The organism is Pseudomonas sp. 3A(2025) (genome assembly GCF_054589175.1).
Genome location: NZ_BAAILM010000020.1, coordinates 34,188 through 61,030, shown reverse-complemented (window position 1 = coordinate 61,030; position 26,843 = coordinate 34,188). Strand labels below are relative to the sequence as shown.

The 26,843-nt window shown below is 61.7% G+C and carries 25 protein-coding genes; 14 read left to right on the top strand and 11 right to left on the bottom strand.

Features of this window, described 5'->3' with window-relative positions:
- Positions 1-86 precede the first annotated feature (86 nt).
- Positions 87-329, top strand: coding sequence for a hypothetical protein (locus ACYP2A_RS08090; RefSeq protein WP_459744253.1), 243 nt, complete (start codon positions 87-89; stop codon positions 327-329).
- Between the two features lie 311 nt (positions 330-640).
- Here the strand turns inward: ACYP2A_RS08090 and ACYP2A_RS08085 are convergent, their stop codons facing one another.
- Complete coding sequence (locus ACYP2A_RS08085) at positions 641-1,513, bottom strand: plasmid pRiA4b ORF-3 family protein (RefSeq protein WP_459744251.1); 873 nt, start codon at positions 1,511-1,513, stop codon at positions 641-643.
- Positions 1,514-1,690: 177 nt separating this feature from the next.
- Between ACYP2A_RS08085 and ACYP2A_RS08080 the strand changes: the two genes are divergently transcribed.
- Together ACYP2A_RS08080 and ACYP2A_RS08075 are read left to right on the top strand one after the other, a co-directional pair.
- Positions 1,691-2,110: a polyribonucleotide nucleotidyltransferase gene (locus ACYP2A_RS08080; RefSeq protein ID WP_459744250.1), complete on the top strand. Its 420-nt coding sequence runs from the start codon at positions 1,691-1,693 to the stop codon at positions 2,108-2,110.
- 20 nt (positions 2,111-2,130) lie between these two features.
- On the top strand, positions 2,131-3,024 hold the full coding sequence (locus ACYP2A_RS08075; RefSeq protein ID WP_459744248.1) for a cation diffusion facilitator family transporter: 894 nt from the start codon (positions 2,131-2,133) through the stop codon (positions 3,022-3,024).
- 9 nt (positions 3,025-3,033) lie between these two features.
- Here the strand turns inward: ACYP2A_RS08075 and ACYP2A_RS08070 are convergent, their stop codons facing one another.
- Positions 3,034-4,170 (bottom strand): DUF6515 family protein, encoded by a 1,137-nt coding sequence (locus tag ACYP2A_RS08070; RefSeq protein WP_459744246.1) that lies wholly within the window; start codon positions 4,168-4,170, stop codon positions 3,034-3,036.
- 410 nt (positions 4,171-4,580) lie between these two features.
- On the opposite strand from ACYP2A_RS08070, the gene ACYP2A_RS08065 reads away from it, so the two are divergent.
- Complete coding sequence (locus ACYP2A_RS08065) at positions 4,581-5,060, top strand: Lrp/AsnC family transcriptional regulator (RefSeq protein WP_459744244.1); 480 nt, start codon at positions 4,581-4,583, stop codon at positions 5,058-5,060.
- 105 nt (positions 5,061-5,165) lie between these two features.
- On the opposite strand, the gene ACYP2A_RS08060 is transcribed toward ACYP2A_RS08065, so the two are convergent.
- From ACYP2A_RS08060 to ACYP2A_RS08045, 4 genes are read right to left on the bottom strand one after another with little or no spacing between them, the layout of a single operon-like run.
- Positions 5,166-5,768 carry a pseudouridine synthase gene (locus ACYP2A_RS08060; protein WP_459744243.1) on the bottom strand — a complete coding sequence of 201 codons (603 nt, stop codon included), beginning with the start codon at positions 5,766-5,768 and terminating at the stop codon, positions 5,166-5,168.
- A 58-nt stretch (positions 5,769-5,826) separates the two neighbouring features.
- Complete coding sequence (amn, locus tag ACYP2A_RS08055; RefSeq protein WP_459744242.1) at positions 5,827-7,323, bottom strand: AMP nucleosidase; 1,497 nt, start codon at positions 7,321-7,323, stop codon at positions 5,827-5,829.
- Positions 7,324-7,333: 10 nt separating this feature from the next.
- Positions 7,334-8,983: an acyl-CoA dehydrogenase family protein gene (locus ACYP2A_RS08050; RefSeq protein WP_459744240.1), complete on the bottom strand. Its 1,650-nt coding sequence runs from the start codon at positions 8,981-8,983 to the stop codon at positions 7,334-7,336.
- 37 nt (positions 8,984-9,020) lie between these two features.
- On the bottom strand, positions 9,021-11,042 hold the full coding sequence (locus ACYP2A_RS08045) for a sensor histidine kinase (RefSeq protein WP_459744238.1): 2,022 nt from the start codon (positions 11,040-11,042) through the stop codon (positions 9,021-9,023).
- Between the two features lie 336 nt (positions 11,043-11,378).
- Between ACYP2A_RS08045 and ACYP2A_RS08040 the strand changes: the two genes are divergently transcribed.
- Both ACYP2A_RS08040 and thiE read left to right on the top strand, forming a co-directional pair.
- Positions 11,379-12,179 (top strand): hydroxymethylpyrimidine/phosphomethylpyrimidine kinase, encoded by an 801-nt coding sequence (locus ACYP2A_RS08040; RefSeq protein ID WP_459744237.1) that lies wholly within the window; start codon positions 11,379-11,381, stop codon positions 12,177-12,179.
- Positions 12,180-12,201: 22 nt separating this feature from the next.
- Entirely contained in the window at positions 12,202-12,825 is a 624-nt protein-coding gene (gene thiE / locus ACYP2A_RS08035) for a thiamine phosphate synthase (protein ID WP_459744235.1), read from the top strand.
- Here thiE and ACYP2A_RS08030 read toward each other — a convergent pair.
- Positions 12,822-13,316, bottom strand: a complete 495-nt coding sequence (locus ACYP2A_RS08030; RefSeq protein ID WP_459744234.1) for a methylated-DNA--[protein]-cysteine S-methyltransferase — start codon at positions 13,314-13,316, stop codon at positions 12,822-12,824. The genes thiE and ACYP2A_RS08030 overlap by 4 nt on opposite strands.
- Positions 13,313-14,758, bottom strand: a complete 1,446-nt coding sequence (locus ACYP2A_RS08025) for an AlkA N-terminal domain-containing protein (RefSeq protein WP_459744232.1) — start codon at positions 14,756-14,758, stop codon at positions 13,313-13,315. Before ACYP2A_RS08025 ends, ACYP2A_RS08030 begins: the two co-directional genes overlap by 4 nt.
- 160 nt (positions 14,759-14,918) lie before the next feature.
- Between ACYP2A_RS08025 and hemL the strand changes: the two genes are divergently transcribed.
- Together hemL and ACYP2A_RS08015 are read left to right on the top strand one after the other, a co-directional pair.
- The gene (gene hemL / locus ACYP2A_RS08020; RefSeq protein WP_459744231.1) at positions 14,919-16,202 is read left to right on the top strand and encodes a glutamate-1-semialdehyde 2,1-aminomutase; all 1,284 of its coding nucleotides are present in this window, start codon (positions 14,919-14,921) and stop codon (positions 16,200-16,202) included.
- A 207-nt stretch (positions 16,203-16,409) separates the two neighbouring features.
- Positions 16,410-16,961, top strand: a complete 552-nt coding sequence (locus ACYP2A_RS08015; protein WP_459744229.1) for a tetratricopeptide repeat protein — start codon at positions 16,410-16,412, stop codon at positions 16,959-16,961.
- On the opposite strand, the gene ACYP2A_RS08010 is transcribed toward ACYP2A_RS08015, so the two are convergent.
- On the bottom strand, positions 16,962-17,288 hold the full coding sequence (locus ACYP2A_RS08010) for a DUF1820 family protein (RefSeq protein ID WP_056841884.1): 327 nt from the start codon (positions 17,286-17,288) through the stop codon (positions 16,962-16,964).
- A gap of 130 nt (positions 17,289-17,418) precedes the next feature.
- Between ACYP2A_RS08010 and miaB the strand changes: the two genes are divergently transcribed.
- The 5 genes from miaB (at position 17,419) to lnt (ending at position 22,798) form a co-directional block, all read left to right on the top strand.
- Positions 17,419-18,750 (top strand): tRNA (N6-isopentenyl adenosine(37)-C2)-methylthiotransferase MiaB, encoded by a 1,332-nt coding sequence (gene miaB, locus ACYP2A_RS08005; RefSeq protein ID WP_459744228.1) that lies wholly within the window; start codon positions 17,419-17,421, stop codon positions 18,748-18,750.
- Positions 18,751-18,917: 167 nt separating this feature from the next.
- Positions 18,918-19,907 carry a PhoH family protein gene (locus tag ACYP2A_RS08000; RefSeq protein ID WP_459744226.1) on the top strand — a complete coding sequence of 330 codons (990 nt, stop codon included), beginning with the start codon at positions 18,918-18,920 and terminating at the stop codon, positions 19,905-19,907.
- On the top strand, positions 19,900-20,400 hold the full coding sequence (gene ybeY / locus ACYP2A_RS07995) for an rRNA maturation RNase YbeY (protein ID WP_459744225.1): 501 nt from the start codon (positions 19,900-19,902) through the stop codon (positions 20,398-20,400). The genes ACYP2A_RS08000 and ybeY overlap by 8 nt, the downstream gene beginning before the upstream one ends.
- Before the next feature lie 5 nt (positions 20,401-20,405).
- Positions 20,406-21,248 (top strand): HlyC/CorC family transporter, encoded by an 843-nt coding sequence (locus ACYP2A_RS07990; protein WP_459744223.1) that lies wholly within the window; start codon positions 20,406-20,408, stop codon positions 21,246-21,248.
- A 29-nt stretch (positions 21,249-21,277) separates the two neighbouring features.
- Entirely contained in the window at positions 21,278-22,798 is a 1,521-nt protein-coding gene (lnt, locus tag ACYP2A_RS07985; protein WP_459744222.1) for an apolipoprotein N-acyltransferase, read from the top strand.
- Here lnt and ACYP2A_RS07980 read toward each other — a convergent pair.
- Together ACYP2A_RS07980 and ACYP2A_RS07975 are read right to left on the bottom strand one after the other, a co-directional pair.
- Entirely contained in the window at positions 22,795-23,562 is a 768-nt protein-coding gene (locus tag ACYP2A_RS07980) for a YdcF family protein (protein WP_459744220.1), read from the bottom strand. The genes lnt and ACYP2A_RS07980 overlap by 4 nt on opposite strands.
- Positions 23,563-23,646: 84 nt before the next feature.
- Positions 23,647-24,015, bottom strand: a complete 369-nt coding sequence (locus ACYP2A_RS07975; RefSeq protein WP_459744259.1) for a hypothetical protein — start codon at positions 24,013-24,015, stop codon at positions 23,647-23,649.
- 310 nt (positions 24,016-24,325) lie between these two features.
- Between ACYP2A_RS07975 and leuS the strand changes: the two genes are divergently transcribed.
- Positions 24,326-26,843, top strand: a 2,518-nt coding sequence (gene leuS, locus ACYP2A_RS07970) for a leucine--tRNA ligase (RefSeq protein ID WP_459744218.1), incomplete at its 3' end; no start/stop codon positions are given.

The following is a 26,843-nucleotide window of genomic DNA, read 5'->3' as shown; positions in this document are numbered from 1 at the left end:
GGGGTAAGAGCTTCGTTGGCGCATGGAAATCCTGGCGATAAGGGCGATGGTGTCCGCTTAAAAATACGCGGACACCATCGCCCTTAATGCTGGAGTTCGGTAGGTGTGTTCGCCATCCGCTTACAGCTGATTTACAAGGCGAGCCGACTATCGTCAAAGAGCATGTTCAGAACAACCTGAGTGTGCGTGACATGCTGGAGCAGCGTGGTATAAGGCCCGAAGAACTACCCGCCGAAGAGGACATTCGTAAGCTTGAGCGTCGCGTGAAATCGGAAGAGAAGAAAATCGCAAAACAGGCGCCCAAGCTGCCGGCCGACGATTCGAAGTGATCCGGTGCTCACGAAGATTATCTGCTGAAGAATATTCAGGCTGTGCAGCGGCGACAGAACCTGCCGCTTCTTCTGGATTGGAGCAGAGCACCAAAACTGGCTGCTCGTTTAACCTCAATGTAAAGAAGTCATAATCAGTGAAACGAGCGACTAAAGAAAAATAAGAGTAGGCCCCCGCATCGCGGGGCCATCACACAACCTGATTTCATCACCGTTTCAGTGGCACGGGAATGGAGTTGCCAGGGCAGCGGAGCTGCTCTATCACACCCTGAAGGACCAGCAACGCCAGCCCCTTAATACTTGCGCAAGCCCTACAACCCCTTCAACAACCGCTCCACCTGCTGCTTCTCCCACGCACTGAGAAACGCCACCGGATCGGTACCCGCACGATGCCAGTCGTCAATCGTGCCAAGCCGACCATCAGGTGCGCGGCACAGCTGACACAGTGCCAGCCCCTGTTCGTCACTGGCGAGTATCAACAGCCAGTCATCAACCTCGACGACTACCGACGCATCGGCGGTTTGATCGACCGGCTGCACATCGGCCTTGCGCAGGCTGCGTTGTTCCAGTGCAAGGTCCTTGAGCACTTGATACACCTCACGGGCGTCCAGAGGGTTGAACTGTTTCAGCCACTCATTGGTGTCTTGCAGATCGAACAGCGACGGATCGAAACCTTTGAAGATCCCGGCCACCGATTCATGCTCCGGATGCTCTGGATCGGCCAAGGCCTCAAGCATGAAGTAATAGCCCGGCACACCGCCGATATCTTCCAGCGGGCAGGCATTGGCGCCTTCGACGCAATAAATCCTCTGCGGAAAATCACTGGCTGGCAAACCTCTTTTCTCGACCGTGACCTTGTGCTGCCAGTCATCGCCAAAATCATAGAGGTAGGTGAAGGTTTTTTTTCTGCCTACCGCATCGCCCAAGGTATGTTGCGACTCAGGTTCGCCGTCGCTTTCGAACGCGTCATCGTCCATCCCGTAAACCACATTGCCGATTCTGAACGCGTGCAGGTGCTCGTCTTCCCAGCCCATCACGCCCTGAAGGACTTCGTGCAGATCATCCAGGTACAGATCGGACGGCACGGCAACCCGGCGCCAGATGGACGGCTCGGTGTCGAGCAATTCGATATGCAATAACCAGTAATCGGCGGTGGATCTGGAGGAGGAGGCTGCTTTGGCCATGAATCGTGATCGCCCTGCAAGATTGGAAAGAATCGAACCCGTCGAACTATAACGCGGTTCGCATGACGCTTGAGCCTGCAAAATTTTCCTGAACCAGAACCTGCGCCACACGCGATAGTCTTAGCCCGGCAGTCTTTGCCTTGTATAGTTGCCCTTCTTCACTACAGGAGTTTCCCCATGCGCCTTGCTTCGCGTTTGATCGGCGGTGTTCTGGCCGCCACCTTGCTGACCCAGCTTTCCGCTTGTGGCAGCATTTTCTACCCTGATCGCCGTGGCCAGATCGACGGCAAGGTCGACCCGGCGATTGTCGTGCTCGATGCGTTGGGGCTGTTGTTCTATGTGATTCCTGGCGTGATCGCGCTGGGCGTGGACTTCGCCACCGGCGCCATTTATTACGCGCCCAACGAGCAGGCACATGTCGATCCGCACAAACTGCAACCGGCCGTTAACGCCGATGGCAGTGTCGATACACAAAAGCTCCAGGTCATCCTTGAAGACGAGCTGGGCCGCAAATTTCCGCTCGACGATCCGCGTCTGATCCAGCACAAGGGCAGCATCGAGCAACTGGCCGGCCTGGGTTTGCGCCCGGCCGCCTGATTCTGACCTGAAGAGCCTGTATGCAAGTAAACGTTGAACACAACCGCCTGCTGCGTCTGGCGACCCGGGCCTCGCTGGCGGTGGCGGTCATTCTGATCGTCACCAAGGGCGTGGCCTGGTGGATGAGTGGCTCATTGAGCCTGCTGGCCGGACTCACCGACTCGCTGCTCGATGGCGCCGCTTCGTTGCTTAACCTGCTGGCGGTGCATTATGCGCTGCGCCCGGCCGATGAAGACCACCGCTATGGGCATGGCAAGGCGCAAGCGTTGTCGGGGATGGCGCAGGCGCTGTTCATCACGGTGAGTGGTGTGCTGATCGGCATTCAGGCCATCGAGCGCATCCAGAACCCCGAACCGCTGCTGGCGGCGTTGCCGGGGATTATCGTGACGCTGTTGGCGCTGGCGCTGACCGTGGCCTTGCTAGGGTTTGAGCACAAGGTGATCAAGATCACCGGCTCCAGTGCGATCAAGGCCGACTCGCTGCATTACCGGTCAGACCTGTTGCTTAACGTCAGTATTCTGGTCGCACTGGTGTTGAGCGGGCTGGGCTGGCAGCAGGCCGATGCCTGGTTCGGTCTGGCGATTGCCGGTTATATCGTCTGGAGTGCAGTGCAGATCGCCCGTGAGACGTTCTCGGTGCTGATGGATGAAGAGCTGCCGCTTGAGGTCAGCGCACAGATGCTTGAACTGGCGCGTGGTGTACCCGGCGTATTGGGCGCACACGACTTGCGTACGCGGATTTCCGGGCAGGTCTGGTTTGTGCAACTGCATCTGGAATTGCCCGGTTCCCTGACCCTGTCGGTCGCCCATGAGCTGTGCGACCGCGTCGCGGCCGCCATTCATGCGCAGTATCCGCTGGCCGAAGTGCTGGTGCATGCCGACCCACAGGAAGTGGTCAAGCAGACCAGCGCCTGATCGACTACGCTACTCGACGCGATAACCGCGCTCATACAGGCACGAGCCCATGGCGCGGCGGTACACGTCCACGACTTGATCGGCCGGTGGATAGGTCACGTTCGCAGGGTCGAAACCACTCTGGTCAGCGGCCCAGCGGTAGCATTGGTAACGGTCATACTCGACCCGCTCTGGCGTTTGCCCGGCAATGGGTGAAAACACCGGGTCGTACTCGGTGCCCGAAGGCGGCGAGCCCTGGCTGTCGACCTGCGCTTGTGGCGGGCTGACTACTACATAGTCCTGGGTGTCCGGCTGCCAGGCGTAATAACTGCCCGCCGCCAGAAACAGCAACGAGCCCCCGACCCACAGTTCTTGCGAGTACGCCGGCAGGCGGCTCACGCGTACGCCCTGCGGTGGCGTTACGACCACGTAGCGCTCGCCTTGCGGGCGGTACCAGTAACCTTCGGCATAGTAGTAATCCTGGCCGCGCCACGGAATGCGCGAATAGCCGCGCGGCACCTGGTTGATGCTATTGCCGGGGCGGTAGCGTGGCCCTGTTCCCCAGCCATCGCCATGCCCGTCGGGACGTCCGGCCCAGTTCTGGCGCGGGCGCTGCTCGCGCGGCAGGTCCTGATAAGTGCCCTGGCGCGGCGGCTGGGTTTGCCATGCTTCGCGAGGACCGCTTTGAATCGGCAGGTTGTCCTGGCGTTGCTGCAACTGTTGACGCTCGTCCTGACGCTGCTGGGTCTGGTACTGGCGCTGCTGTTGCTGTTGCTGTTGCTGCTGTTGTTGGTACTGGTATTGCTGCTGTTGCTGCTGACGTTCGGTATTACGCAGCTGGTTCTGTTGTTGCTGGACCTGGCGATCCTGCTGACGCTCGACCTGGCGCTGCTGGTTCTGCTGGTCCTGAATCTGCCGTTGCTGGTTGTATTGCTGCTGTTGGATCTGCTGTTGTTGCTGTTGCTCGACAGTGCGCATCTGTTGCTGCTGTTGCTGAATCTGCCGCTGCTGCTGACGCTCGGCCTGGTTCACCTGATTCTGCTGGTTGCGTAAATCGGCATTGGCATCGCGCTGCCCGTCCGGGAATTGCGCGCCTGCGTGAACCTGGCCGGCCAGGCTCAGGCACAACAGACTGGGAACCGCGAGCTGCCAGAAGCCGGTTTTCATGCTTTGCCCACCAGGAAAATGAATTGACGTTATTAAGACTGTACCGCCGCCATCTGGTTCTGTGCAGCGGCTTTTCGTGCTCTTTATTAAAGGCATTAAAAAAGGGGACCTTAAGGCCCCCTTGGGATACTTCGTCCTGGCTCGACGCTTGTGGCGCCGGCTCACGTCATCCCGTCTTCTGGAGGGGATGCAGCCCGGGGGCCTGGTCCACCCGGTTGGGTGGGAGGCCGCGGCTGGCCTGATTCGGTGAGCCGCAGTGGACGCTATGTCCGGGCAGTGATTGGTGTTGAAAAGAATAGGCCTTTAGCGGCGACAAGAGATTGCGAAGATTGCCCAATAAAAGCCCACTTGCGCAATTTTTAGCTTCAGATCAATAATTCAGCGCAATAGAACTCAGAAAGGTGAACATCGTGAGCAAGCTCGATAGATACGACCTGAGCATTTTGGCTGAACTGCAGCGCGATGCGCGTATTTCCAACCAGGAACTGGCAGAGCGCATCGGCCTGTCGCCTTCGCCCTGCTCGCGGCGGGTCAAGCAGCTTGAGGACGACGGTTACATCGTGCGCCAGGTCGCGCTGCTGGACCGCAAGAAACTCGGCCTGAGCCTGACCGCCTACGTGCTGATCGGCATGGACCGCCACACGCCCGAACGCTTCGAGAACTTCGAACAGCATATCCGCAACCTGCCACAGGTGCTGGAATGCAGCCTGGTGACCGGAATGGACGCCGACTATCAGCTCAAAGTCGTGGTACCGGACATGGACCACTACCAGAAACTGCTGCTGGGGCACCTGACCCGTATCGATGGCGTGACCAGCGTCAAATCAAGCTTCGTGCTTAATCAGGTGTTAGCCAGCACCGAAATGCCCCTGACCCACCTGCGCAATTGAAGCAGTCGCAAGCTTGAAGCTTCAAGCGGCAAGTGTTCTGCGGTGCCGGTGATGATGAGGTTTCTCCAGCTTGTAGCTTGAAGCTCACCACTTGAAGCTTGTGGTTCACAACTTGAAGCTTGCAGCTTCCCGGTATTGGCCTTGTTCAAGGCCTTCGAGTGTCCACGGGCCGATGCGGACCCGCACCAGGCGCAAGGTCGGCAAGCCGACGGCGGCGGTCATGCGCCGGACCTGACGGTTGCGCCCTTCCTTGATCACCAGTTCCAGCCAGCGGGTCGGGATACTCTGGCGAAAGCGCACCGGCGGATTACGCGGCCATAGCGCCGGCTCTTCGATAGCACGGGCCTCGGCGGGCAAGGTCGGGCCGTCGTTGAGCGTCACACCGTCGCGCAGTTGCTGGATTTGCGCCTCGCTCGGCTCGCCCTCGACCTGCACCCAGTAAGTCTTGGCCAGTTTGTGCCTGGGATCGGCGATTTTCGCCTGCAACTGACCGTCGTTGGTCAGCAGCAGCAAGCCTTCACTGTCACGGTCCAGACGGCCGGCCGGATAAACCCCCGGGATATCGATAAAGTCCTTGAGCGTGGCGCGGCCCTGATCGTCGCTGAACTGGGTCAGCACATCGAAGGGCTTGTTGAACAGGATCAGCTTCGGCTCGGCCGGCGGCGCCTTGGCGACACGCCGGGGAGCAGGACGTTGGATACGGGACATGACAGTGACCGGAAAAACAAAGCGCCACTTTAACAGACTGGTGTGGCGCCCTGCGCGATCACCGGAACGGTGGTTCGTCGAAGCTGCGCAATTTGCGTGAGTGCAGCGAGTTGAGTTCGGCGCGCAGCAGATCCAGGGCAGCGATGCCGATTTTCAGGTGCTGGCTGACGGCGCGGTTGTAGAAGGCGTTGGCCGAGCCCGGCAGTTTGATCTCGCTGTGCAGCGGTTTGTCGGAGACGCACAGCAAGGTGCCGTACGGCACGCGCAGGCGGTAGCCTTGGGCGGCGATGGTGCCGCTTTCCATGTCGACGGCCACGGCGCGAGACAGGTTGATCAACGGCCGCTCCTGCGCCCAGCGCAGTTCCCAGTTGCGGTCGTCGTAGGTCAGGACGGTGCCGGTGCGCAGGCGCTTCTTGAGGTCTTCGCCACGTTCGCCGGTGACTTGCGCGGCCGCTTCCTGCAGGGCCAACTGCACCTCGGCCAGCGCCGGGATCGGGATGTGCGGTGGCAGTACGCGGTCGAGAATGCCGTCGCGGCGCATGTAGGCGTGGGCCAGCACGTAGTCACCGATGGTCTGCGACTGACGCAGGCCGCCGCAATGGCCAATCATCAGCCAGCAGTGGGGGCGCAGGACCGCCAGGTGGTCGGTGATGTTCTTGGCGTTGGACGGGCCGACGCCGATATTGACCAGGGTCACGCCATGGCCGTCCTCGGCCACCAGGTGATAGGCCGGCATCTGATAGCGGTGCCAGACCACGCTGGCGACCACGCTTTGTGCTTCTTCGGCGTCCATCTGCTTGTCGACGATGACGTTGCCCGGCAGCACCAGACGCACGAAACGCGGGTCGTCACGCAGGGTTTCCAGGCCATGCATGATGAACTGGTCGACATAACGGTGGTAGTTGGTCAGCAGGATCCACGGCTGCACATGGCGCCAGTCGCTGCCGGTGTAATGCACCAGGCGGCGCAGCGAGAAGTCGGTGCGGGCGGCGTCGAACAGCGCTAGCGGCAGCGGGTCGGCGTTGGCCCAGTCATGCAGGCCGTCGGCGATGCCGTCGGTGGTGGCCGACAAATCAGTGCTCGGGAATACCCGCGCCAATGCGGCGGCGGTGATGCCGGTACCGGCCAGTTCGTCGCCCTGCTCGACCACGTACGGGTAAGGAATGGTCTTTTCGCTAAAACCGACTTCCAGGGTGACGTTGAAATCACGGATCAGCGGGCCGAGCTGTTCGAGCAGGTATTTGCGAAACGACGCCGGCTGGGTCACGGTCACCGTGTAGGTGCCGGGCAACTGGACCTTGGCGTAGGCGCGCGTGGTGGTCGGCACTTCGCCGTTGGAGGTGTAGGTCAGACGCAGTTCAGGGTAGCGAAACAGCGCACGCTGCTCGGCATCGGGCTCGATGCGCTCCTTGAGGTAACGCTTGAGGGCCTGGCTTAGCGCACTGGTGGCGCGCTCGTGCAGCTCGGCCAGTTGCTGGACAGCTTGTTCGGCGGTTTCTACGACAACAAAAGCATGGCTCACGGTAAAGATCCTGTCTGACGTGCAGTGCTGCATCGTACCCGGCTCATGCCACCTGTGGCGATGCGCGCGCCAACAATGTTTCGCAGTCCACCCCGCGCGGCAGCGCGCCGTAGGCTCTGGCCGGCGTGCGCAAGCGGCCAGCGATGAACCCGTCGCTGACCGCGCTGACACCGGCATCGAGCAACAACCGCGCCTGCAGAGCCACAGCGATGTCTTCGGTCAGTTGCCGCGCCCGGTACGGCAGGTCTTCGCGGTCGGCCAACTGATGCTTGAGCTGTTGCACGTGGCGGCTCAGGTCGGCATCGCCGCGGCCGTCGTCAAGTTCGTCGAACAGGGCATCGAGCACGCCGGGCTCACGCGCCAGCGCGCGCAGCACATCCAGGCACTGAACGTTGCCCGAGCCTTCCCAGATCGAGTTGACCGGCGCTTCGCGGTACAGGCGCGGCAGAATGCTGTCTTCGATATAGCCGGCGCCGCCCAGGCATTCGGCGGCCTCGTTGATCATCGCCGGGGCGCGTTTGCAAATCCAGTATTTGCCCACCGCCGTGACCAGACGGATGAAGCGCGCCTGATGATCGTCACCTGCGTTGTCCAGCGCATGGGCCATGCGCAAGGTCAGCGCCAGCGCCGCTTCGCTTTCCAGCGCCAGGTCGGCCAGTACGTTCTGCATCAACGGCTGTTGGTTGAGCACCTGCCCGCCGACCTTGCGGTGCGCGCAGTGGTGAGTGGCCTGGGTCAGGGCCTGACGCATCAGGGCGCTGGAGCCGATCATGCAGTCGAAGCGGGTCATGGCGACCATTTCGATGATGGTCGCCACGCCGCGCCCCTCTTCGCCCAGCATCCAGGCCAGCGCGCCGCGAAACTCGACTTCGCAGGAGGCGTTCGAGCTGTTGCCCAGCTTGTCTTTAAGGCGCTGGATCTGGAAAGCGTTGAGGGTGTCGTCCGGGCGATGGCGTGGCAGCAGAAAGCAGCTCAGGCCCTTGTCGGTCTGCGCCAGGGTCAGAAAGGCATCGCACATCGGTGCCGAGCAGAACCACTTGTGGCCGACCAGTTCATAGGCCTGCCCCGGCCCGCCAGCCCCAACCGGGTAAGCACGGGTAGTGTTGGCGCGCACGTCGGTGCCGCCCTGTTTCTCGGTCATTGCCATGCCGATCGTGACACCGGGCTTGTGGGCCATGCCGACGTTACGCGGGTCGTATTCGGTGGCCAGCACCTTGGGCAACCAGACCTGCGCCAGATCGGGCTGCACCTTGAGCGCCGGTACGCTGGCGAAAGTCATGGTCAACGGGCAACCGCTGCCGGGCTCGGCCTGGGTGTGCAGGTAACTCATGGCCGCACGCGCAACATGCGCGCCGGGTTGCGGCTCGCGCCATGGCAAGGACGGAATGCCGTGCTCGATGGCGGTGCGCATCAGCAAGTGCCAGGCCGGATGAAATTCGATCAGGTCGATGCGCTGCCCATAGCGGTCATGGCTGTGGAACACCGGCTTGTGCCGGTTGGCCAGAAAGCCTGCTTCCATCAGCGGCCCGCCGGCCAGCGCGCCGTAGGCGTCGATGCGCGGGTCTGCCCAAGCAGCGCCGAAGTGGCGGACCCAGGCTTGCAGCGGCAGGTCGCAGCGGTACAGATTGAGGCCGTCGAGCGGCGGCGGCTGATTGGTGACTTCGTGGGTCTGGGCCAATGAATGCGGGTTCATGATGGCGTCCTCGGGTCAGCGAACAATGCTCAGTGAATCACGCTCCCCGCAGCTTAAACAGCGCCATACCGGACGAACTGTCGGCGCATTTGCCTTGTTGTTCACAGACGGTCGTCAGCACCACCGGCAAGGGCAGGCTCAAGGTGAAGCAACTGCCCCGGCCGGGCTCGGAATGATGGCTGAGACGCCCGCCCTGTAATTCGATCAGTTGCCGGCAAATCGCCAGGCCAATGCCCAGGCCGCCGTACTCACGGGTCATCGAGCTGTCGACCTGGAAGAAGCGTTGGTACAACACGGCCTCGTCGAGCCGCTTGAAGCCGATGCCGGTGTCGACCACATCGATCTGTAGATGGCATTTATCAGGGTCGCGCCGCTGCGCACGCAAACGCAGGGTGACAGCGCCGTGACGGGTGAACTTGATCGCGTTATCGATCAGGCATTCGACGCACTGATACAGCTTGTCGGGGTCGCCACGCAGGCAACGCGGCAACCGCGAGTCCATGTCCAGACGCAGTTGCAAGCCCTTGGCCTGCGCCTGGCCAATGAAGCGCGTATGCAGGCGGCGGGTCAGGTTATTTAATTCGAAGGCTTCGCTTTGGGCATACAGCACACCGGCCTGCAATTCGGTCAGGGTCAGCATGCCATTGATCAGGTGCATCATGTCCCGGGAAGAACTGGCGGCCGTCTGCTGGTACATCTGCATTTCACCGTCCATCGGCACGGTGCGCATCAGTTCAAGAGAACCGATGATGCCGTTCATGGGCGTGCGCAATTCGTGGGTGAGCGTGGCGAGAAATTCGTCTTTAAGGCGGTTGCTGGTCGCCAGTTGCTGGTTCAGGCGCTCCAGATCCTTGCCGGCCTCCAGCAGGTTCTGCGCCTGTAGTTCGCGGGCATGGTTGATGCGGTCGGCCAGGGCCAGCGACAGCAGGCACACTTCGAGCACCGAGCCGATCTGGCTGGCATACATGGTCAGGAAAGTGTTGGGCAAATAGCCCATGAGCATCACGGCATTGATCAGCCCGCCAAACAGGAATGTCGACCAGGCCACCAGAAAATAGCGTGCTACCCGCACCCGCCGGAACGAGGCGATGATGCCGGTGGTGAACACCAGTACCGTGAACGCCATGACCAGCAAAGTGACCGTTCGCAGCGCCAGCCCATAGTCGGCACATAACGCCAGGCCCATCACCAGCACCGCACTGCCCATCATCCAGATCAACAGATTGTCCAGCCAGCGCCCCAACAGCGCCGTTTGCAGGAAACTGCGGGTGAACTGACTGGCGAACAGTACCGAGGCACCCATCAGAAACGGAGTGGCAGTGTTGGCCCACCATGGATTGTCGGGCCACAGGTATTCGATGGCCGCACCATTGACCGACACCTGATACAGGCCGAACGAGGCGATGTACAGGATGTAGTACAGGTAACTGGTGTCGCGCACGCTGACGTAGATGAACAGGTTGTAGACCAGCATGCCCAGCAGCACGCCGTAGATCAGCCCGAGGGTATAGATGCGCGACGGCTGTTCTTCGAGATAAGCATGGCTGGACCACAGGTTCAGCGGCGCCTGCACCGAGCCGTTGCTGGACACGCGCACGTAGGCGGTCATCGTCTCGCCGGCTTTGAGCGGCAGCTCGAAAACAAAATTGTTCTGGCGGATCTGGCGGCTGGCGAACGGCAGCATGTCGCCGGTTTGCCAGCTCATTTGCTGGCGACCGCTGGCGTCGAGCAGGTAGACATCGACATGGTCCATCGGCGGATAGGCCAGTTCCAGCAACCAGTCGGAGTGACGGGCCGGGTTGCGCGGCAGATAGGCCAGGTCGATCTTCATCCAGAACGCCGAACGCGAATAGCCGGCATTCAGGGTTTTCTCGCCCAGCGGGCGGAAGGCCTTGGCCATGTCGGCACGGCTGACCTGATCGATGCCCACAGTGCCGCTGGTGTCTTCGAACACTTCGGTCCAGCGACCCAGCGAGAGACTGCGGGTGCTTTCGTCGAACTCGACGGCATGCGCCAACAACGGCAGGCAAGCAACCAGCAACATCAGCAAGTAGCGCATGAAAGCCCCAAGGTAGTCCGTCGCGATCACTCAATCCCTGAAGCGACGCCCTGCAGTTTTCCATCCGTGAAGCAGGTTCAATAGGTTCCGTAAACCTGTGCCGGATGATGCTACAAGCCGCCAGTGGCGGGCCCTGTACGTGCATCCGTGCGCAGACTGACAAGGATAGCTGCTAATCATTCAAAGTCACCATGCCTTTGATTTCACAGCAAAGGCTCTAGCACGGGCAGTTAGACGCCGCACACCAGGAATGCGACACACTGCACAAAATTGCAGCGCCGAAATTTTCAGGCCCTGGCAGCGGCCCCCGCAAAGTTAATGATAAGCTCGCGCACCATGAACACACTCTATAGCACCCGCCCCGTAGTTCTCTGCCTGTCCGGTCACGACCCCAGTGGTGGCGCCGGTTTGCAGGCCGATATCGAAGCCCTGCTTGCCCAGGGTTGCCATGCTGCTCCTGCCGTGACTGCACTGACGGTGCAGGACACAGTGAATGTCAGCGATTTCCGCGTTCTGGATCGTGAGTGGGTGCTGGCCCAGGCCAATGCCGTGCTCAACGACTCGCAGGTCGAGGCCGTCAAGCTGGGCATGCTCGGTTCACTGGAGATGGTCGACACCGTGGTCGGTCTGCTCAGCGCTCACCCGCACTTGCCGGTGGTGTGCGACCCGGTGCTGCGGGCCGGCGGCGGTGGACGGCTGGGCAAGGACGAAGTCGGTTATGCGATGCGCGAGCGCTTGTTGCCGCTGTCGACGATCGCCACGCCCAACCTGCCCGAAGCACGCATCCTCGCCGAACTGCCCGAAGGCACGGCCGACGAGTGCGCGGCACGCTTGCTGGAATACTGCCAACACCTGTTGATCACCGGCGGCCATGGCGATGAAGAACAGGTGCACAACCGCCTGTACATTCGTGACAGCCAGCCGCTGACTTTTACCTGCCAGCGCCTGCCGGGCAGCTATCATGGTTCAGGTTGCACACTGGCCAGCGCCCTGGCCGGGCGCCTGGCACTGGGCCAGGAACTGGTCAGCGCCGTCGAGTCGGCACTGGACTACACCTGGCGCACCCTGCGCGATGCCGACCTGCTGGGTCGGGGTCAGTTCGTACCGCGCCGCCTGCCGCTGGACTTCTGTTCGTGATCACCCTATCGAGGCCACTTTCATGAAGCTACGCGGCCTGTACGCCATCACCGACGGCCAGTTACTGGCCGGCAGGTTTCTGTCCTATGTCGAGGCTGCCCTGGAGGGCGGCGTCACGTTGCTGCAATACCGCGACAAGACCCATGACGAATCGCGCCGCCTGCGCGAAGCCAGCGAACTGCTCAAGTTGTGCGAGCGCTACAAGACCCGCCTGATCATCAACGACGACGCCGAGCTGGCGGCGCGCCTCGGCGTTGGCGTGCATCTGGGCCAGACCGATGGCTCGCTGTCCAATGCCCGCGCCCTGCTGGGCCACAAGGCGATTGTCGGCGCCACCTGCCACGGCCGGCTGGAGCTGGCCGAACAGGCCAAGGCCGACGGCGCTACCTATGTGGCGTTCGGGCGCTTTTTCACGTCGCAGACCAAACCCGATGCGCCAGCAGTGCCGCTGGAGTTGCTTGAGCAGGTTCGCGCCCGCATCAACCTGCCGATTGCGGTGATTGGCGGGATTACCCTGGAAAACGCAGCCCCTCTGGTGGAGCACGGTGCCGATCTGCTGGCGGTGGTCAATGGCCTGTTTGGCGCTGACAGCGCAGCCGAAGTGACCCGCCGGGCGAAGGCGTTCAATGCGTTGCTGGGTCGTTAACCCAGCTTGAAGCCCTGCGCGCACTCCAGTGCCAGCAGGGCGCGCTTGCGGTCGACGCCGCCTGCGTAGCCGGTCAGGTCGCCGCTGGCGCCTACCACCCGGTGGCACGGCACGATGATCGAGATCGGGTTGCGGCCATTGGCGGTGCCCACCGCTCGCGAGTGCCCTGCACTCAGCCCCATCTTGCGCGCCATGGCGCCATACGACAGCACCTCGCCATACGGTATGCGTGCCAGTTCCTGCCAGACCTGCTCCTGAAACGGCGTGCCCTTGGCGCGCAACGGCAGATCGAAGACCTGACGCTCGCCACTGAAAAACTCCTGCAACTGTTCACGGGCCTGCGCGATGATGCGCGGCACGTTTGCCTCATCAGTGATCAACAGTTCGGGGTAGTGCTTCTGACCGACGAAAAACACACCGGTCAGGGCCTCGTCTTCGGCACGCAGGACGATATCGCCCAGGGCGCTGCTCAACAGATAGCCTGTGTTCATTGTTTTGCCTCCTCACTTAAACGCCACAGATGCACTACCGCATAAGCCCGCCAGGGCGCCCAACGGTCGGCCTGCTCATCGAGCTGCGCAGCACGGGTGCAGCCAAGGTACTTCTTGAGCACCGCATCGCCGTGCGGGAACGCATTGGGCCAGCCCAGCGCGCGCATGGCAATGTATTGCACAGTCCATTCGCCAATGCCGCGAATCTGCCGCAGCGCCGCCAGGGTTTGCTCCAGCGGCACGAGCGGTTCTAGCACGATACGGCCGGCAGCCACCTCTTTGGCGACCAGAATGATCGCCTCGGCGCGAATGCCGATCAGCCCGGTGGCAATCAGCGCCTCAGGCTCAAGCCGGGCAAGCGCCTCGGCGCTCGGGAAGGCCTGCAGCAATCCCTCGGGAGCTTGCACCATCGGCGTGCCGTAGCGCTCGGCGATGCGTGCGAGAATCTGCCGGGCGCGCAGCACCGAAATCTGCTGCCCGACCACTGCACGCACGGCAATTTCAAAGCCATCGAAAGCACCCGGCACGCGCATGCCCGGCAAGCCTTCGGCCAGCGCGCCGAGGTGCGCATCGACCAGATCGGGCCGGCAGCCGGTATCGAACACCCGCCGCAGCAAGCCGAGCACCTGAGCAATCGCTGGCTGCAAGGTGCTGCAAATCTCTACCTGCAAAACGTGCCGAGGTGCGTTGTGACGCACACGAACCCAGCCGGTCAGTTGTGCGCCTGCATGTTCCACTTCGATAGCCCGGCTGTAACTGTCGGCGTCGACGCGCTCGACGCCGGCAATACACCGATGAGCCAGAAAGGCCAGGACGCCGGGCCAGGAAAACGGCGGTCGGTACGCCAGTTCAAGATTGAGGGTCTGCGCCGCCGGCATGTGCCGGGCCTTACGCAGGCGCGACGGGTTAAGCGCGTAGCGCGCCTGAAATACATCGTTGAAGCGTCGTACGCTGCCAAAGCCTGAAACCAGTGCCACCTCGGTCATGGGCAGGCCGGTTTCGGTGAGCAAGCGCTTGGCGATCAGCAGCCGCTGGGTCTGGGCAAACCCGATCAGGCTCACGCCGAAATGCGCCTCGAAGATGCGCCGTAAATGGCGGGCGGTGACGCCCACCCTTTGCGCCAGATCTTCCAGATTGCGGCCGGTGAGGTAGCCCTCTTCGATCAATCGCGCCGCCGCCTGAGCCAGTCGCTCGGACGCCTCCAGCGCCGCATGCCCCGGTGCCAGTTCCGGGCGGCAACGCAGGCACGGCCGAAAACCGGCCTGTTCGGCGGCCGCCGCCGAGGTGAAAAACGTGCAGTTGCGCGCCAGCGGTGCACGCACCGGGCACACCGGCCGACAGTAGATGCCGGTCGAGGACACGCCCATGAAGAACCAGCCGTCAAAACGACGGTCGCGGGCGGCAAAGGCGGCGTAGCAGACTTGCGGGTCGAGGGTTTTCATAGGCCAGACTCTAAGCCAGCACCGGGCAATTGTCTGGCTGAAATCGGACATCGACAGCCGCCAGTCAAGTGGCTTTTGCTATAGTGCCGCCTGCTGCGCCGTATGGCCCCGCCTCGCCCGCGCAGACACGACTTCCCGTTTCAAAAGCAGAGACCCGATCATGTCCCGTTCCGAAACACTGTTCGCCAACGCCCAAAAACACATCCCCGGCGGAGTCAACTCCCCGGTCCGCGCCTTCAAGAGCGTCGGCGGTACGCCGTTGTTCTTCAAGCACGCTGAAGGCGCCTACGTGACGGACGAAGACGACAAACGCTACGTTGACTATGTCGGTTCCTGGGGCCCGATGATCCTCGGCCACAGCCACCCCGAAGTCCTCGACGCCGTGCGTGCCCAACTGGCACACGGCCTGTCGTATGGCGCCCCGACCGCGATGGAAACCGAGATGGCGGACCTTGTCTGCTCGCTGGTGCCGTCGATGGAAATGGTGCGCATGGTCAGCTCCGGTACCGAAGCGACCATGAGCGCGATTCGCCTGGCCCGTGGTTACACCGGCCGCGACAGCATCATCAAGTTCGAGGGCTGCTACCACGGCCACTCCGACAGCCTGCTGGTCAAGGCCGGCTCCGGCGCACTGACCCTCGGGGTGCCCAGCTCGCCCGGCGTGCCGGCAGCCTTTGCCAAACACACCCTGACCGTACCGTTCAACGATCTGGAAGCGGTGCGCAGCATGCTCGCCGAAGTGGGCCAGGAAGTGGCATGCATCATCGTCGAGCCGGTGGCCGGCAACATGAACTGCGTGCCGCCGGCACCGGGTTATCTGCAAGGCCTGCGCGATCTGTGCGACGAGCACGGCGTGGTGCTGATTTTCGACGAAGTGATGACCGGCTTTCGTGTTGCCCTCGGTGGCGCCCAGGCGTACTACGGCGTAACCCCGGACCTGTCGACCTTTGGCAAGATCATCGGCGGCGGCATGCCGGTCGGCTGCTTTGGCGGCAAGCGCGAGATCATGTCGCACATCGCCCCGCTGGGCCCGGTCTATCAGGCTGGCACGCTGTCGGGCAACCCGCTGGCCATGGCCGCCGGCCTGACCACCTTGCGCCTGATCTGCCGCCCCGGCTTCCATGCCGAGCTGGAGGCCTACACCTCTCGCCTGCTGGCAGGCTTGCAGGAACGAGCCGATGCGGCCGGTATCGCCTTCACCACCACACAGGCAGGTGGCATGTTCGGCCTGTATTTCACCGAGACCAAAGCCATCGTCACCTTTCAGGACGTGATGACCAGCGATGCCGAGCGCTTCAAGCGCTTCTTCCACCTGATGCTCGACGGCGGCGTGTACCTGGCGCCGAGCGCCTTCGAGGCAGGCTTTACCTCCATCGCCCATGGCGAGGCGGAGTTGCAGTTGACCCTGAATGCCGCTGAAAAGGCGTTTGCTGCACTCAAGTAAGGGTATTACGCCCGCTGACCCCGTTTACAAAAGCAGCGGGCGTAAATGCCTTAGTGCTCTACCCTCTAAAAACAAGGCTTTTAAAAGCCGTGCAGCAGAAAATCCGTAAACACTTTGTAAGGTGGCCTCCGCTTATTTCATAATGCGCAGCCAGCACCTTCTGCTGCACAGTACGCCCGCATCTTTTTCAGAGGCAAGTCGACTCCCATGAACCGCACCGGCCGCACCCTTGCATTGGGCTGCCTGTTGCTTGTCTATCCCCTGCTGACCCAGGCAGCAGGCGGCAACTCGTTGTTGATCCCAGCGATGGGTCGTTGCACCCTCAATACGCTGCCGGAAAACCTGCCCGATGCCTTGAGCGCATGCCAGCAGGCGGCGCAGTCGGGGGATGCACAGGCGCAATACGAGTTGGGCGAGTTCTACTACGAAGGCAAGCAGACCGAGCGCGACCTGAGCCAGGCGCTGAATTATTTCGAGAAAGCCTCGTTGCAGGGCCATGCCCAGGCGCAATACCGGCTGGGCTCGATGTTCGCTGCCGGCGAAGGTGTGCCGGTGAACAATATCCAGGCTTACGTGGTGCTGAAGATGGCCGCGGTCAACGGCTCGGAAGACGCCCTGGACGCCGCCGACGAGGTGTCGGCGAAGATGCAGCGCAACGAGCTTGAAATCGCCACCCAGGTGCTGGGGCAGATTTTCCGCAAATACCTGCTTGAGTTGCAGACGGCTGAAGGGCGTACGCCCTTCTCGCCATTACCGTAATTACTTCTCTGGCATCGGCACCGGGAACGGCATGACATTGCTGCCGCCCTTCGCTTCGCTGATCTTCGGTGTGCCCATGCGCTCGACTTCGTCGATGCGCACGATCGAATGCATTGGCACAAAGCTGCGCACCACGCCTTCGAACTGAGCCTTGAGTTTTTCTTCGCTGGGGTCCACGACCACGGTCGTGCGCTCGCCAAAGACAAACTCCTCGACTTCAAGAAACCCCCACAGATCGCTCTGATAGATCTGCTTGGCGTACATTTCGAACACTTGGCCCTGGTTGAGGAAAATCACTTTGTAGATGGGAGATTCGCGTTTGGTCATGGTCAGCAGGCAATGATCACAGTGGTGAAAAAGAGCGGAACTATAGCATGCCCGCCGGACAGGCAATGCTAGAACCCAACGGCCATCGCCCCTATAATGCGCGGTTCTTTGAATCAGCAGATTAGTGAGCATGGCCAAGAAGCTTTACATCGAAACCCACGGTTGCCAGATGAACGAGTACGACAGCTCGCGCATGGTCGACCTGCTGGGCGAACATCAAGCCCTGGAAGTCACTGCACGCGCCGAAGATGCCGACGTGATCCTGCTCAATACCTGCTCGATTCGCGAACGTGCCCAGGACCGTGTGTATTCCCAGCTCGGCCGCTGGCGCGAGTTGAAGCTGGCCAACCCCGAAATGGTCATTGCCGTCGGTGGTTGCGTGGCCAGCCAGGAAGGCGCCGCCATTCGTGACCGCGCGCCCTATGTCGACGTGGTCTTCGGCCCCCAGACCCTGCACCGCCTGCCGGAAATGATCGATGCCGCGCGCGTCAGCGGTCTGCCGCAGGTCGATGTCTCGTTTCCGGAAATCGAAAAGTTCGACCATTTGCCCGAACCTCGGGTCGATGGCCCGACCGCCTACGTGTCGGTGATGGAAGGCTGCAGCAAGTACTGCACGTTCTGCGTGGTGCCTTATACCCGCGGCGAAGAAGTCAGCCGGCCGTTCGACGATGTGCTGAGCGAGGTCTTTCACCTGGCAGAAAACGGCGTGCGTGAAGTCACCTTGCTGGGGCAGAACGTCAACGGTTATCGCAGCACCCACCCCGATGGCAGCGTCGCCGACCTGGCCGACCTGATTCGGGTGGTGGCCGCCATCGATGGCATCGACCGCATTCGCTACACCACCTCGCACCCGCTGGAGTTCTCCGACAGCCTGATCCAGGCCCATGCCGAGGTGCCGGAGCTGGTCAAGCACCTGCACTTGCCGGTGCAATCGGGCTCTGACCGGGTGCTGGCGGCGATGAAACGCAACCACACGGTGCTGGAATACAAGTCGCGACTGCGCAAGCTCAAGGCCGCCGTGCCGGACATCTGCATCAGTTCGGACTTCATCATCGGCTTTCCGGGGGAAACCGAGAAAGACTTCGAAAACACCATGAAGCTGGTACAGGACGTGGGTTTCGACTTCTCGTTCTCCTTCGTCTACAGCCCGCGCCCCGGCACGCCGGCAGCCGACCTGAAGGACGAAACGCCGGAAGAGGTGAAAAAGCAGCGCCTGGCGGCCTTGCAGCATCGCCTGAACCAGCAGGGTTTCGAGATCAGTCGACAGATGGTCGGCTCGACCCAACGGATTCTGGTCACCGACTATTCGCGAAAAGACCCCGGGCAGTTGCAGGGACGTACCGAAAACAACCGGATCGTCAACTTCAGTTGCGACAACCCGAGCCTGATCGGCCAGTTCGTCGATGTGCATATCGATGCGGCGCAACCGCACTCGTTGCGTGGTTCGCTGCTGCAATCGTAAAGCCGGATCGTCAGCGAAAGGCTCAACACCGTGCCTTTCGCAGTCGTTCGCGGCCAAAGCCGCTCCTGCGATATAAGGTCATTACAAGTCAGAGCTTTCGCACAGGCAACGCTGGGGTTATTCTTCAGTTCAACCCCCACAGCCGTCAGGCGGCCAAAAAGAAGACCTTGAACGCACCTATAGAACCCCATCGTTTTACCCTCGAACCTTTCGAGGCCCATCGTTTCGCCAACCTGTGCGGACAACTCGACGAGCACCTGCGCCTGATCGAACAGCGCCTGGACATCGAGATTCGCAACCGTGGCAATCAGTTCGAACTGATCGGCGAACCCAGGCTCACCTCCTCGGCCGAAAACCTGTTGCGCCGTCTGTATCGCGAAGCCAAGGCTGCCGAACTGACCCCCGACATGGTTCACCTGTTCCTGCAGGAAACCGGCATCGATGACGCCGGGCACAACCCGGTTGCCGAAGCCAGCGTGGGCCTGCGCACCAAGAAGGGCATGATTCGCCCGCGCGGTGTCAATCAGCAGCGCTACGTCAAGGCCGTACTGGGCAACGACATCAACTTCGGCATTGGCCCTGCCGGCACCGGCAAGACCTGGCTGGCCGTGGCCTGTGCGGTCGATGCCCTGGAGCGCGAGCAGATCCGCCGCATCCTGCTGGTTCGCCCGGCAGTCGAGGCCGGTGAAAAGCTCGGCTTCCTGCCCGGCGACCTGGCCCAGAAGATCGACCCGTACCTGCGCCCGCTCTACGACGCGCTGTACGAGATGCTCGGTTTCGAATACGTGGCCAAGCTGATCGAGAAGCAGGTGATCGAGATTGCCCCGCTGGCGTACATGCGCGGTCGCACCCTTAATAACAGCTTCATCATTCTCGACGAAAGTCAGAACACCACCGTCGAGCAGATGAAGATGTTCCTGACCCGTATTGGCTTTGGCTCCACTGCCGTGATCACCGGCGACATCACCCAGGTCGACCTGCCGCGCGGCACCAAGTCGGGCCTGGCGCACGTCATCGACGTGCTCAAGGATGTACCGGGCATCAGCTTTACCCATTTCCAGCCAAAAGATGTGGTGCGTCACCCGCTGGTGCAGCGCATTGTCGAAGCCTACGAGCGCTTCGAGGCGCGTTCCGACGAAGGCCACCGCAATGCTTGAGCTGGACCTGCAGATCGCCAGCAAAACCTGCGCACCCACCGAAGCCCAGTTTCGCCTGTGGTGCGAAATGGGCTTGCGTGCGCGCACGGCCGATTCGGAAATGACCATCCGGCTGGTGGATGAAACCGAAGGCCGCGAGCTCAATCACACCTGGCGGCACAAGGATTACGCCACCAACGTGCTGTCGTTCCCGGCCGACGTTCCCGATGACCTGCTGGATATCCCGCTGCTGGGCGACCTGGTCATCTGCGTACCGGTGGTCAACCGTGAAGCGCAGGAGCAGGGCAAACAGCCCGAGGCTCACTGGGCGCACATGGTGATCCACGGCTGCCTGCATTTGCTCGGCTTCGATCATATAGACGATGAAGAAGCCGAAGAAATGGAAGCGCTGGAACGAACGTTGCTTGAGGAACTGGGCTATCCGGATCCTTACGCAGACGACGACAGCGAAGAACCTCAACATTCAGAGACACCAAGCAAGGACCACGAGTAAGGGCCATGAGCGAAGATCGATCGAGCAACGGGCAAAAGTCATGGCTGGGCAAATTGACCCAGGCTTTTGCCCACGAGCCCAAGAACCGCCAGGAGCTGCTGGAGCTGCTGCGCGAAGCCCATCAGAACAAGCTGCTGGACAGCGAGGCACTGGCCATCGTTGAAGGCGCTATCCAGGTTGCCGACCTGCAAGTACGCGACATCATGGTGCCGCGCTCGCAGATGATCAGCATCCGCGCCACGCAGACGCCGCGCGAATTCCTGCCCGCCGTCATCGATGCCGCCCACTCGCGCTACCCGGTGATCGGCGAAAGCCACGACGACGTGCTCGGCGTGCTGCTGGCCAAGGACCTGCTGCCGCTGATCCTGCAAGCCGACAGCGACCAGCAGGACATCAAGAAACTGCTGCGCCCGGCCACCTTCGTGCCGGAATCCAAGCGCCTGAACGTGCTGCTGCGCGAGTTTCGCGCCAACCACAATCACATGGCCATCGTCATCGACGAATACGGCGGTGTGGCGGGCCTGGTGACCATTGAGGACGTGCTGGAGCAGATCGTCGGTGATATCGAAGACGAGCACGATGTCGAGGAAGACAGCTACATCAAGCCGCTGCCCAGCGGTGACTTCCTGGTCAAGGCGCTGACGCCGATCGAAAGCTTCAACGAGTTTTTCGACAGCGAGTTCTCCGATGACGAGTTCGACACCGTTGGCGGTCTGGTCATGAATGCCTTTGGCCATCTGCCCAAGCGCAACGAAACCACCGAGATCGGCGCGTATCGCTTCCGTATCCTCAACGCTGACAGCCGCCGTATTCACCTGCTGCGCCTGAGCCCGTTGTCTCGGACATAAATCGTCTTACGCCGTATTAAGGATTTTTGATGCGCTGGATCACCCGCCCCGGCTGGCCCGGTAACCTGCTGGCCGTGGCGGCCGGTGGTCTCACCACCCTGGCCCTGGCGCCATTCGATATCTGGCCACTGGCATTGCTGGCCGCTGCGCTGTTCTACCTGGGCCTGCGCGACTTGAGTCCGCGTCAGGCCCTATGGCGCGGCTGGTGCTTTGGCTTTGGCCTGTACGGTGCCGGCACCAGCTGGATCTACGTCAGCATCAACACCTACGGCGGCGCTTCGGCGCTGTTGGCGGGCCTGTTGATGCTGTCGTTCATCGCCGCCATTGCCTGGTTCTTTGCCCTGCCCGCCTGGGCCTGGGCGCGCTGGCTACGGCGCACGGGGCAACCGCTGGCCGACGCGCTGGCGTTTGCGGCGTTGTGGGTGGCGCAGGAAGCCTTTCGCGGCTGGTTCCTGACCGGTTTTCCGTGGCTGTATTCCGGTTACAGCCAGCTCGACGGTCCGCTGGCCGGGCTCGCACCGCTGGGCGGTGTGTGGCTGGTGTCCTTCGCCCTGGCGTTGACGGCGGCGGTACTGTGCAACCTGCCGCGCCTGTGGCCGAATCGCTCAAGGCTGGCAGCAGGCGTAGCGCTGCTGCTCGCCCCATGGGTGATCGGTCTGGCCCTGAAGGATCACGCCTGGACCTCGCCGGCCGGCAAGCCGCTGACGGTTGCTGCCCTGCAAGGCAATGTCGAACAAACATTGAAGTGGGACCCTGAGCACCTCAATGCGCAACTGGCGTTGTACCGCGACATGACCTTTCGCTCAAAGCAGGCCGACCTGATCATCTGGCCGGAAACAGCGGTGCCGGTGCTCAAGGAAATGGCCGAAGGCTACCTGAGCATGATGGGCCGCTTTGCGGCCGAGCGAAACTCGGCGCTGATTACCGGCGTTCCGATACGCGAAGCCAACCATGCCGGCGAATACCGTTATTACAACGGCATCACGGTGACCGGCGTCGGCGACGGCACTTATCTGAAGCAAAAGCTGGTGCCGTTCGGCGAGTACGTGCCGTTGCAGGACCTGCTGCGCGGCCTGATCACGTTCTTCAACCTGCCGATGTCCGACTTTGCTCGCGGACCGCACGATCAGCCGTTGCTGCAGGCGCAGGGTTATCAGATCGCGCCCTATATCTGCTATGAAGTGGTCTACCCGGAGTTTGCCGCAGGACTGGCCGCCAGAAGCGACCTGCTGCTGACGGTCAGTAACGACACCTGGTTCGGCACCTCGATCGGCCCGTTGCAGCACCTGCAAATGGCGCAGATGCGTGCGCTGGAAGCCGGGCGCTGGATGATTCGTGCCACCAACAACGGCGTCACCGCGCTGATCGATCCGTTCGGCCAGATCACCACCCGCCTGCCCTCGTTCGAACGCGGCGTGTTGTATGGCGAAGTGGTGCCCATGCATGAACTGACCCCGTACCTGCGCTGGCGCTCGTGGCCATTGGGCGTGGTGTGTTTTGTGTTGTTGGGCTGGGCCTTCCTGACGGTGCGCACATCCAAAAACCGTTAAGAATCAGGGTAGACCCACGGGTACACCAGCAAGCCCGCGGCTTCGTTCAGTAGCAATGCGCTCTGGCCGAAGGCGCGGCTTTCCGGTAGCCAGCCGCCGAAAGGCCGGGCGTTGTCGACGCCAAGAAAGCCCACCGGCGCGCCGATGACGGTGAAGCCGGCCTGCTCGAAACTCCAGCGTGCACGCGGCATGTGCCAGGCCTGGGTCACCAGCACCACACGCTTGAGCCCCAGCGGCGCCAGTTGTTCGGCGCTCAGGGTCGCGTTCTCCCATGTGGTGCGGCTTTGTTCTTCCAGCCAGCGTACGTTGACAGCAAAATCGTCACGCAGCGTGTCGCTCATGATCCGCGCTTCGCTGGGCGGCTCGCCATAATGCAGGCCACCACTCACCAATACCGGCAACCCGGAGACCTTCGCCAGGCGCGCCGCCAGTTGCAGGCGTTCAAGACCCAGCGCCGTCGGCGCATCGGTGCCCCATGTCGGCGAATGCCGCTCCCGGCCATTGCCCAACACCACTATCACATCGGCCTGCTGCGCAAGATGTGCCCACTGCGCGCTGGGCAAAGGCGGCACGTGCTCCAGACTACGGGCCGCGTGTTCGACCACCGCAGGCAGGCTCATCAGCCACAACCCGCCCAGCCCCAGAGCAAAACAGGCAAAGGCCAGGCGCGGTCGTAAGCGCCGCCACCACCAGGCCAGCAACAACAGCACGAACAGAATGCCAGGCGGTAACAACAGGGTTTTGAACAGATAGCGTAAAGGCATCGGACATCTCCAGAGATGTCCGAAGCCTAAAAGCAATGGTGCCAAGCGACAATGCTTGAAAGACGGGCCCGCAGCCCGCGATGGTCAGAACCTGAATGTAGTCTTTGAGTGACCGCTTGACCGGCTGGCGCTACCGGCACGGCGCTTGTCCTTGAGCCAGATAACCTTGACCGGGTCGCGCGATGCTGGCAGTGCACCGGATGATTCCGGTGCTGCCTTGAAACCGTCCTCGTCTTTATCTTTAACAGCCCCGTTTGCAGCCTTCGATCCTTTTTCAAGGTAGGCCTCAATCAGCTCGAACTCGGCATTGGTCAGGCCGTTGAATTCGAGTTCTACCAGCAGTTCGTTGCGAAGACGAACCGCCGTACTTGCCGTTTCCAGCGCAAGCTCCATGCGATTGATCAAACGTTCATACAGCTCAGGAGTGCCTGATAGGTGCTGCAACTCTGTCATCCGCTCACCTCGTCGAAGATAGAACATACCCTCGTTCTTGAGCTTAGCGCTGCTGCTGAAACAGGCGGGAAACTGCGACCAACGGCGGGAACTATCCGTGGATCACGTCACTCATCGGGGCTTTTGCCGCCTGGCTGCGCAATCAGGGTTTCCCTCGGCCGACAGCGCTCATGTATGCTACGGCGTTTCCTTAACCCCACTTGCGCTCACTCCAGTCCCGACGCACCGCCCAGGCCATTGCCCCCGGTGCGGGCTGACCAGGGGATGCGATGAAGAGGCCAAGGGTCACCCATCCTTAGTAAAAAAAGCCATGCACGAACTCTATCAGCCCCGCGAAATCGAAGCCGCCGCCCAGTCGTTCTGGGACGAGCAAAAATCCTTTGAAGTCAGTGAACAGCCAGGCAAGGAGACCTACTACTGCCTGTCGATGTTTCCTTACCCCAGCGGCAAGCTACACATGGGTCATGTGCGCAACTACACGATCGGTGATGTAATTTCCCGCTACCAGCGCATGCTCGGCAAGAACGTTCTGCAGCCGCTGGGCTGGGACGCCTTCGGCATGCCGGCAGAAAACGCCGCCATCGACAACAATGTCGCGCCGGCCAAGTGGACCTACGAAAACATCGCCTACATGAAGGACCAGCTGAAAAGCCTGGGCCTGGCGGTCGACTGGTCACGTGAAGTCACCACCTGCAAGCCGGATTACTACCGTTGGGAACAGTGGCTGTTCACTCGCCTGTTCGAAAAGGGTGTGATCTACCGCAAGAACGGCACCGTCAACTGGGACCCGATTGACCAGACTGTTCTGGCCAACGAGCAGGTCATCGACGGCCGTGGCTGGCGTTCGGGCGCGCTGATCGAGAAGCGCGAAATCCCGATGTACTATTTCAAGATCACCGCTTACGCCGATGAACTGCTGACCAGCCTCGACGATTTGCCGGGCTGGCCCGAGCAGGTCAAGACCATGCAGCGCAACTGGATCGGCAAGTCGCGCGGCATGGAGGTGCAGTTCCCGTACGATCAGGCCAGCATCGGCACCGCCGGCGCCCTGAAAGTCTTCACCACCCGCCCCGACACCCTGATGGGCGCGACGTACGTCGCCGTGGCCGCCGAGCACCCGCTGGCCACACAAGCTGCTCAGGGCAACCCGGCGCTGCAAGCGTTCATCGATGAGTGCAAGGGCGGCAGCGTTGCCGAAGCCGACGTCGCCACCCAGCAAAAGAAGGGCCTGCCGACCTCGCTGTTCGTCGAGCACCCGCTGACCGGCGAGAAACTGCCGGTGTGGGTCGCCAACTATGTGCTGATGCACTACGGCGACGGTGCGGTCATGGCGGTCCCTGCCCACGACGAGCGCGACTTCGAATTCGCCACCCAGTACAACCTGCCGATCAAGGCCGTGGTGCGTACCAGCGTGGGCGACGAAGTCGGCAGCGAATGGCAGGCTGCCTATGGCGAGCACGGCACGCTGATCAATTCCGGCGAGTTCGACGGCCTGGACTTCCAGGGCGCGTTCGACGCTATTGAAGTCGCACTGATCAAGAAAGACCTCGGTCAGTCGCGTACCCAGTTCCGCCTGCGCGACTGGGGCATTAGCCGCCAGCGTTACTGGGGCTGCCCGATCCCGATCGTGCATTGCGAGCAATGCGGCGATGTACCGGTACCTGAAGATCAGTTGCCGGTCGTGCTGCCCGAAGACGTGGTGCCGGACGGCGCCGGTTCGCCGCTGGCGCGCATGCCTGAGTTCTACGAGTGCAACTGCCCGAAATGCGGTGCACCGGCCAAGCGTGAAACCGACACCATGGACACTTTCGTCGAGTCGTCGTGGTATTACGCCCGCTACGCCTCACCGCACTATGAAGGTGGCCTGGTCGAGCCGAACGCCGCCAACCACTGGCTGCCGGTGGATCAGTACATCGGTGGTATCGAACACGCGATCCTGCACCTGCTGTACGCGCGCTTCTTCCACAAGCTGATGCGCGACGAAGGCCTGGTGACCTCGAACGAACCGTTCAAGAACCTGCTGACCCAGGGCATGGTCAACGCCGAAACCTATTTCCGCATGGAAGCCAGCGGCAAGAAGACCTGGATCAACCCGGCCGACGTGACGCTGGAGCGTGACGCCAAGGCCAAGGTAATCAGCGCCAGACTGACCAGCGATGGCCTGCCGGTCGAGATCGGCGGCACCGAGAAGATGTCGAAGTCGAAGAAAAACGGCATCGACCCGCAGACCATGATCGACCAGTACGGCGCCGACACTTGCCGCCTGTTCATGATGTTCGCCTCGCCGCCCGACCAGAGCCTGGAGTGGTCCGATTCCGGCGTCGAAGGTTCGAGCCGCTTCCTGCGCCGCGTCTGGCGTCTGGCCCAGGCCCATGTGGCTCAGGGCCTGCCGGGCAGCCTTGATCTGGCCACACTGAGCGACGAGCAGAAAGTCATTCGCCGTGCGATCCACCAGGCCATCAGGCAAGCCAGCCAGGATATTGGCCAGAACCAGAAATTCAACACGGTCGTCGCCCAGGTCATGACCTTGATGAACGTGCTGGAAAAGGCCCCGCAAGCGACAGAGCAAGACCGCGCCCTGTTGCAGGAAGGTCTGCAGACCGTCGCCCTGTTGCTCGCGCCGATCACGCCGCACATCAGCCATGAACTGTGGCAGCATCTGGGCCACAGCACGCCGATCATCGATGCCGGCTGGCCGGTGCTGGATGAAAGCGCGCTGGTGCAGGACAGCCTGCAACTGGTGATTCAGGTCAACGGTAAACTGCGCGGTCATATCGAAATGCCGGCCAGCGCCAGCCGTGAAGAAATCGAAGCGGCAGCCCGGGTCA

What these genes read in the sequence shown, in the direction of transcription:
- ACYP2A_RS08090 (WP_459744253.1), top strand. Translation starts at nt 87, where the DNA reads ATGCTGGAGTTCGGTAGGTGTGTTCGCCATCCGCTTACAGCTGATTTA.
- ACYP2A_RS08085 (WP_459744251.1), bottom strand. Translation starts at nt 1,513, where the DNA reads ATGGCCAAAGCAGCCTCCTCCTCCAGATCCACCGCCGATTACTGGTTA.
- ACYP2A_RS08080 (WP_459744250.1), top strand. Translation starts at nt 1,691, where the DNA reads ATGCGCCTTGCTTCGCGTTTGATCGGCGGTGTTCTGGCCGCCACCTTG.
- ACYP2A_RS08075 (WP_459744248.1), top strand. Translation starts at nt 2,131, where the DNA reads ATGCAAGTAAACGTTGAACACAACCGCCTGCTGCGTCTGGCGACCCGG.
- ACYP2A_RS08070 (WP_459744246.1), bottom strand. Translation starts at nt 4,170, where the DNA reads ATGAAAACCGGCTTCTGGCAGCTCGCGGTTCCCAGTCTGTTGTGCCTG.
- ACYP2A_RS08060 (WP_459744243.1), bottom strand. Translation starts at nt 5,768, where the DNA reads ATGTCCCGTATCCAACGTCCTGCTCCCCGGCGTGTCGCCAAGGCGCCG.
- amn (WP_459744242.1), bottom strand. Translation starts at nt 7,323, where the DNA reads ATGCAGCACTGCACGTCAGACAGGATCTTTACCGTGAGCCATGCTTTT.
- ACYP2A_RS08050 (WP_459744240.1), bottom strand. Translation starts at nt 8,983, where the DNA reads ATGAACCCGCATTCATTGGCCCAGACCCACGAAGTCACCAATCAGCCG.
- ACYP2A_RS08045 (WP_459744238.1), bottom strand. Translation starts at nt 11,042, where the DNA reads ATGCGCTACTTGCTGATGTTGCTGGTTGCTTGCCTGCCGTTGTTGGCG.
- ACYP2A_RS08040 (WP_459744237.1), top strand. Translation starts at nt 11,379, where the DNA reads ATGAACACACTCTATAGCACCCGCCCCGTAGTTCTCTGCCTGTCCGGT.
- thiE (WP_459744235.1), top strand. Translation starts at nt 12,202, where the DNA reads ATGAAGCTACGCGGCCTGTACGCCATCACCGACGGCCAGTTACTGGCC.
- ACYP2A_RS08030 (WP_459744234.1), bottom strand. Translation starts at nt 13,316, where the DNA reads ATGAACACAGGCTATCTGTTGAGCAGCGCCCTGGGCGATATCGTCCTG.
- ACYP2A_RS08025 (WP_459744232.1), bottom strand. Translation starts at nt 14,758, where the DNA reads ATGAAAACCCTCGACCCGCAAGTCTGCTACGCCGCCTTTGCCGCCCGC.
- hemL (WP_459744231.1), top strand. Translation starts at nt 14,919, where the DNA reads ATGTCCCGTTCCGAAACACTGTTCGCCAACGCCCAAAAACACATCCCC.
- ACYP2A_RS08015 (WP_459744229.1), top strand. Translation starts at nt 16,410, where the DNA reads ATGAACCGCACCGGCCGCACCCTTGCATTGGGCTGCCTGTTGCTTGTC.
- ACYP2A_RS08010 (WP_056841884.1), bottom strand. Translation starts at nt 17,288, where the DNA reads ATGACCAAACGCGAATCTCCCATCTACAAAGTGATTTTCCTCAACCAG.
- miaB (WP_459744228.1), top strand. Translation starts at nt 17,419, where the DNA reads ATGGCCAAGAAGCTTTACATCGAAACCCACGGTTGCCAGATGAACGAG.
- ybeY (WP_459744225.1), top strand. Translation starts at nt 19,900, where the DNA reads ATGCTTGAGCTGGACCTGCAGATCGCCAGCAAAACCTGCGCACCCACC.
- ACYP2A_RS07990 (WP_459744223.1), top strand. Translation starts at nt 20,406, where the DNA reads ATGAGCGAAGATCGATCGAGCAACGGGCAAAAGTCATGGCTGGGCAAA.
- lnt (WP_459744222.1), top strand. Translation starts at nt 21,278, where the DNA reads ATGCGCTGGATCACCCGCCCCGGCTGGCCCGGTAACCTGCTGGCCGTG.
- ACYP2A_RS07980 (WP_459744220.1), bottom strand. Translation starts at nt 23,562, where the DNA reads ATGCCTTTACGCTATCTGTTCAAAACCCTGTTGTTACCGCCTGGCATT.
- ACYP2A_RS07975 (WP_459744259.1), bottom strand. Translation starts at nt 24,015, where the DNA reads ATGACAGAGTTGCAGCACCTATCAGGCACTCCTGAGCTGTATGAACGT.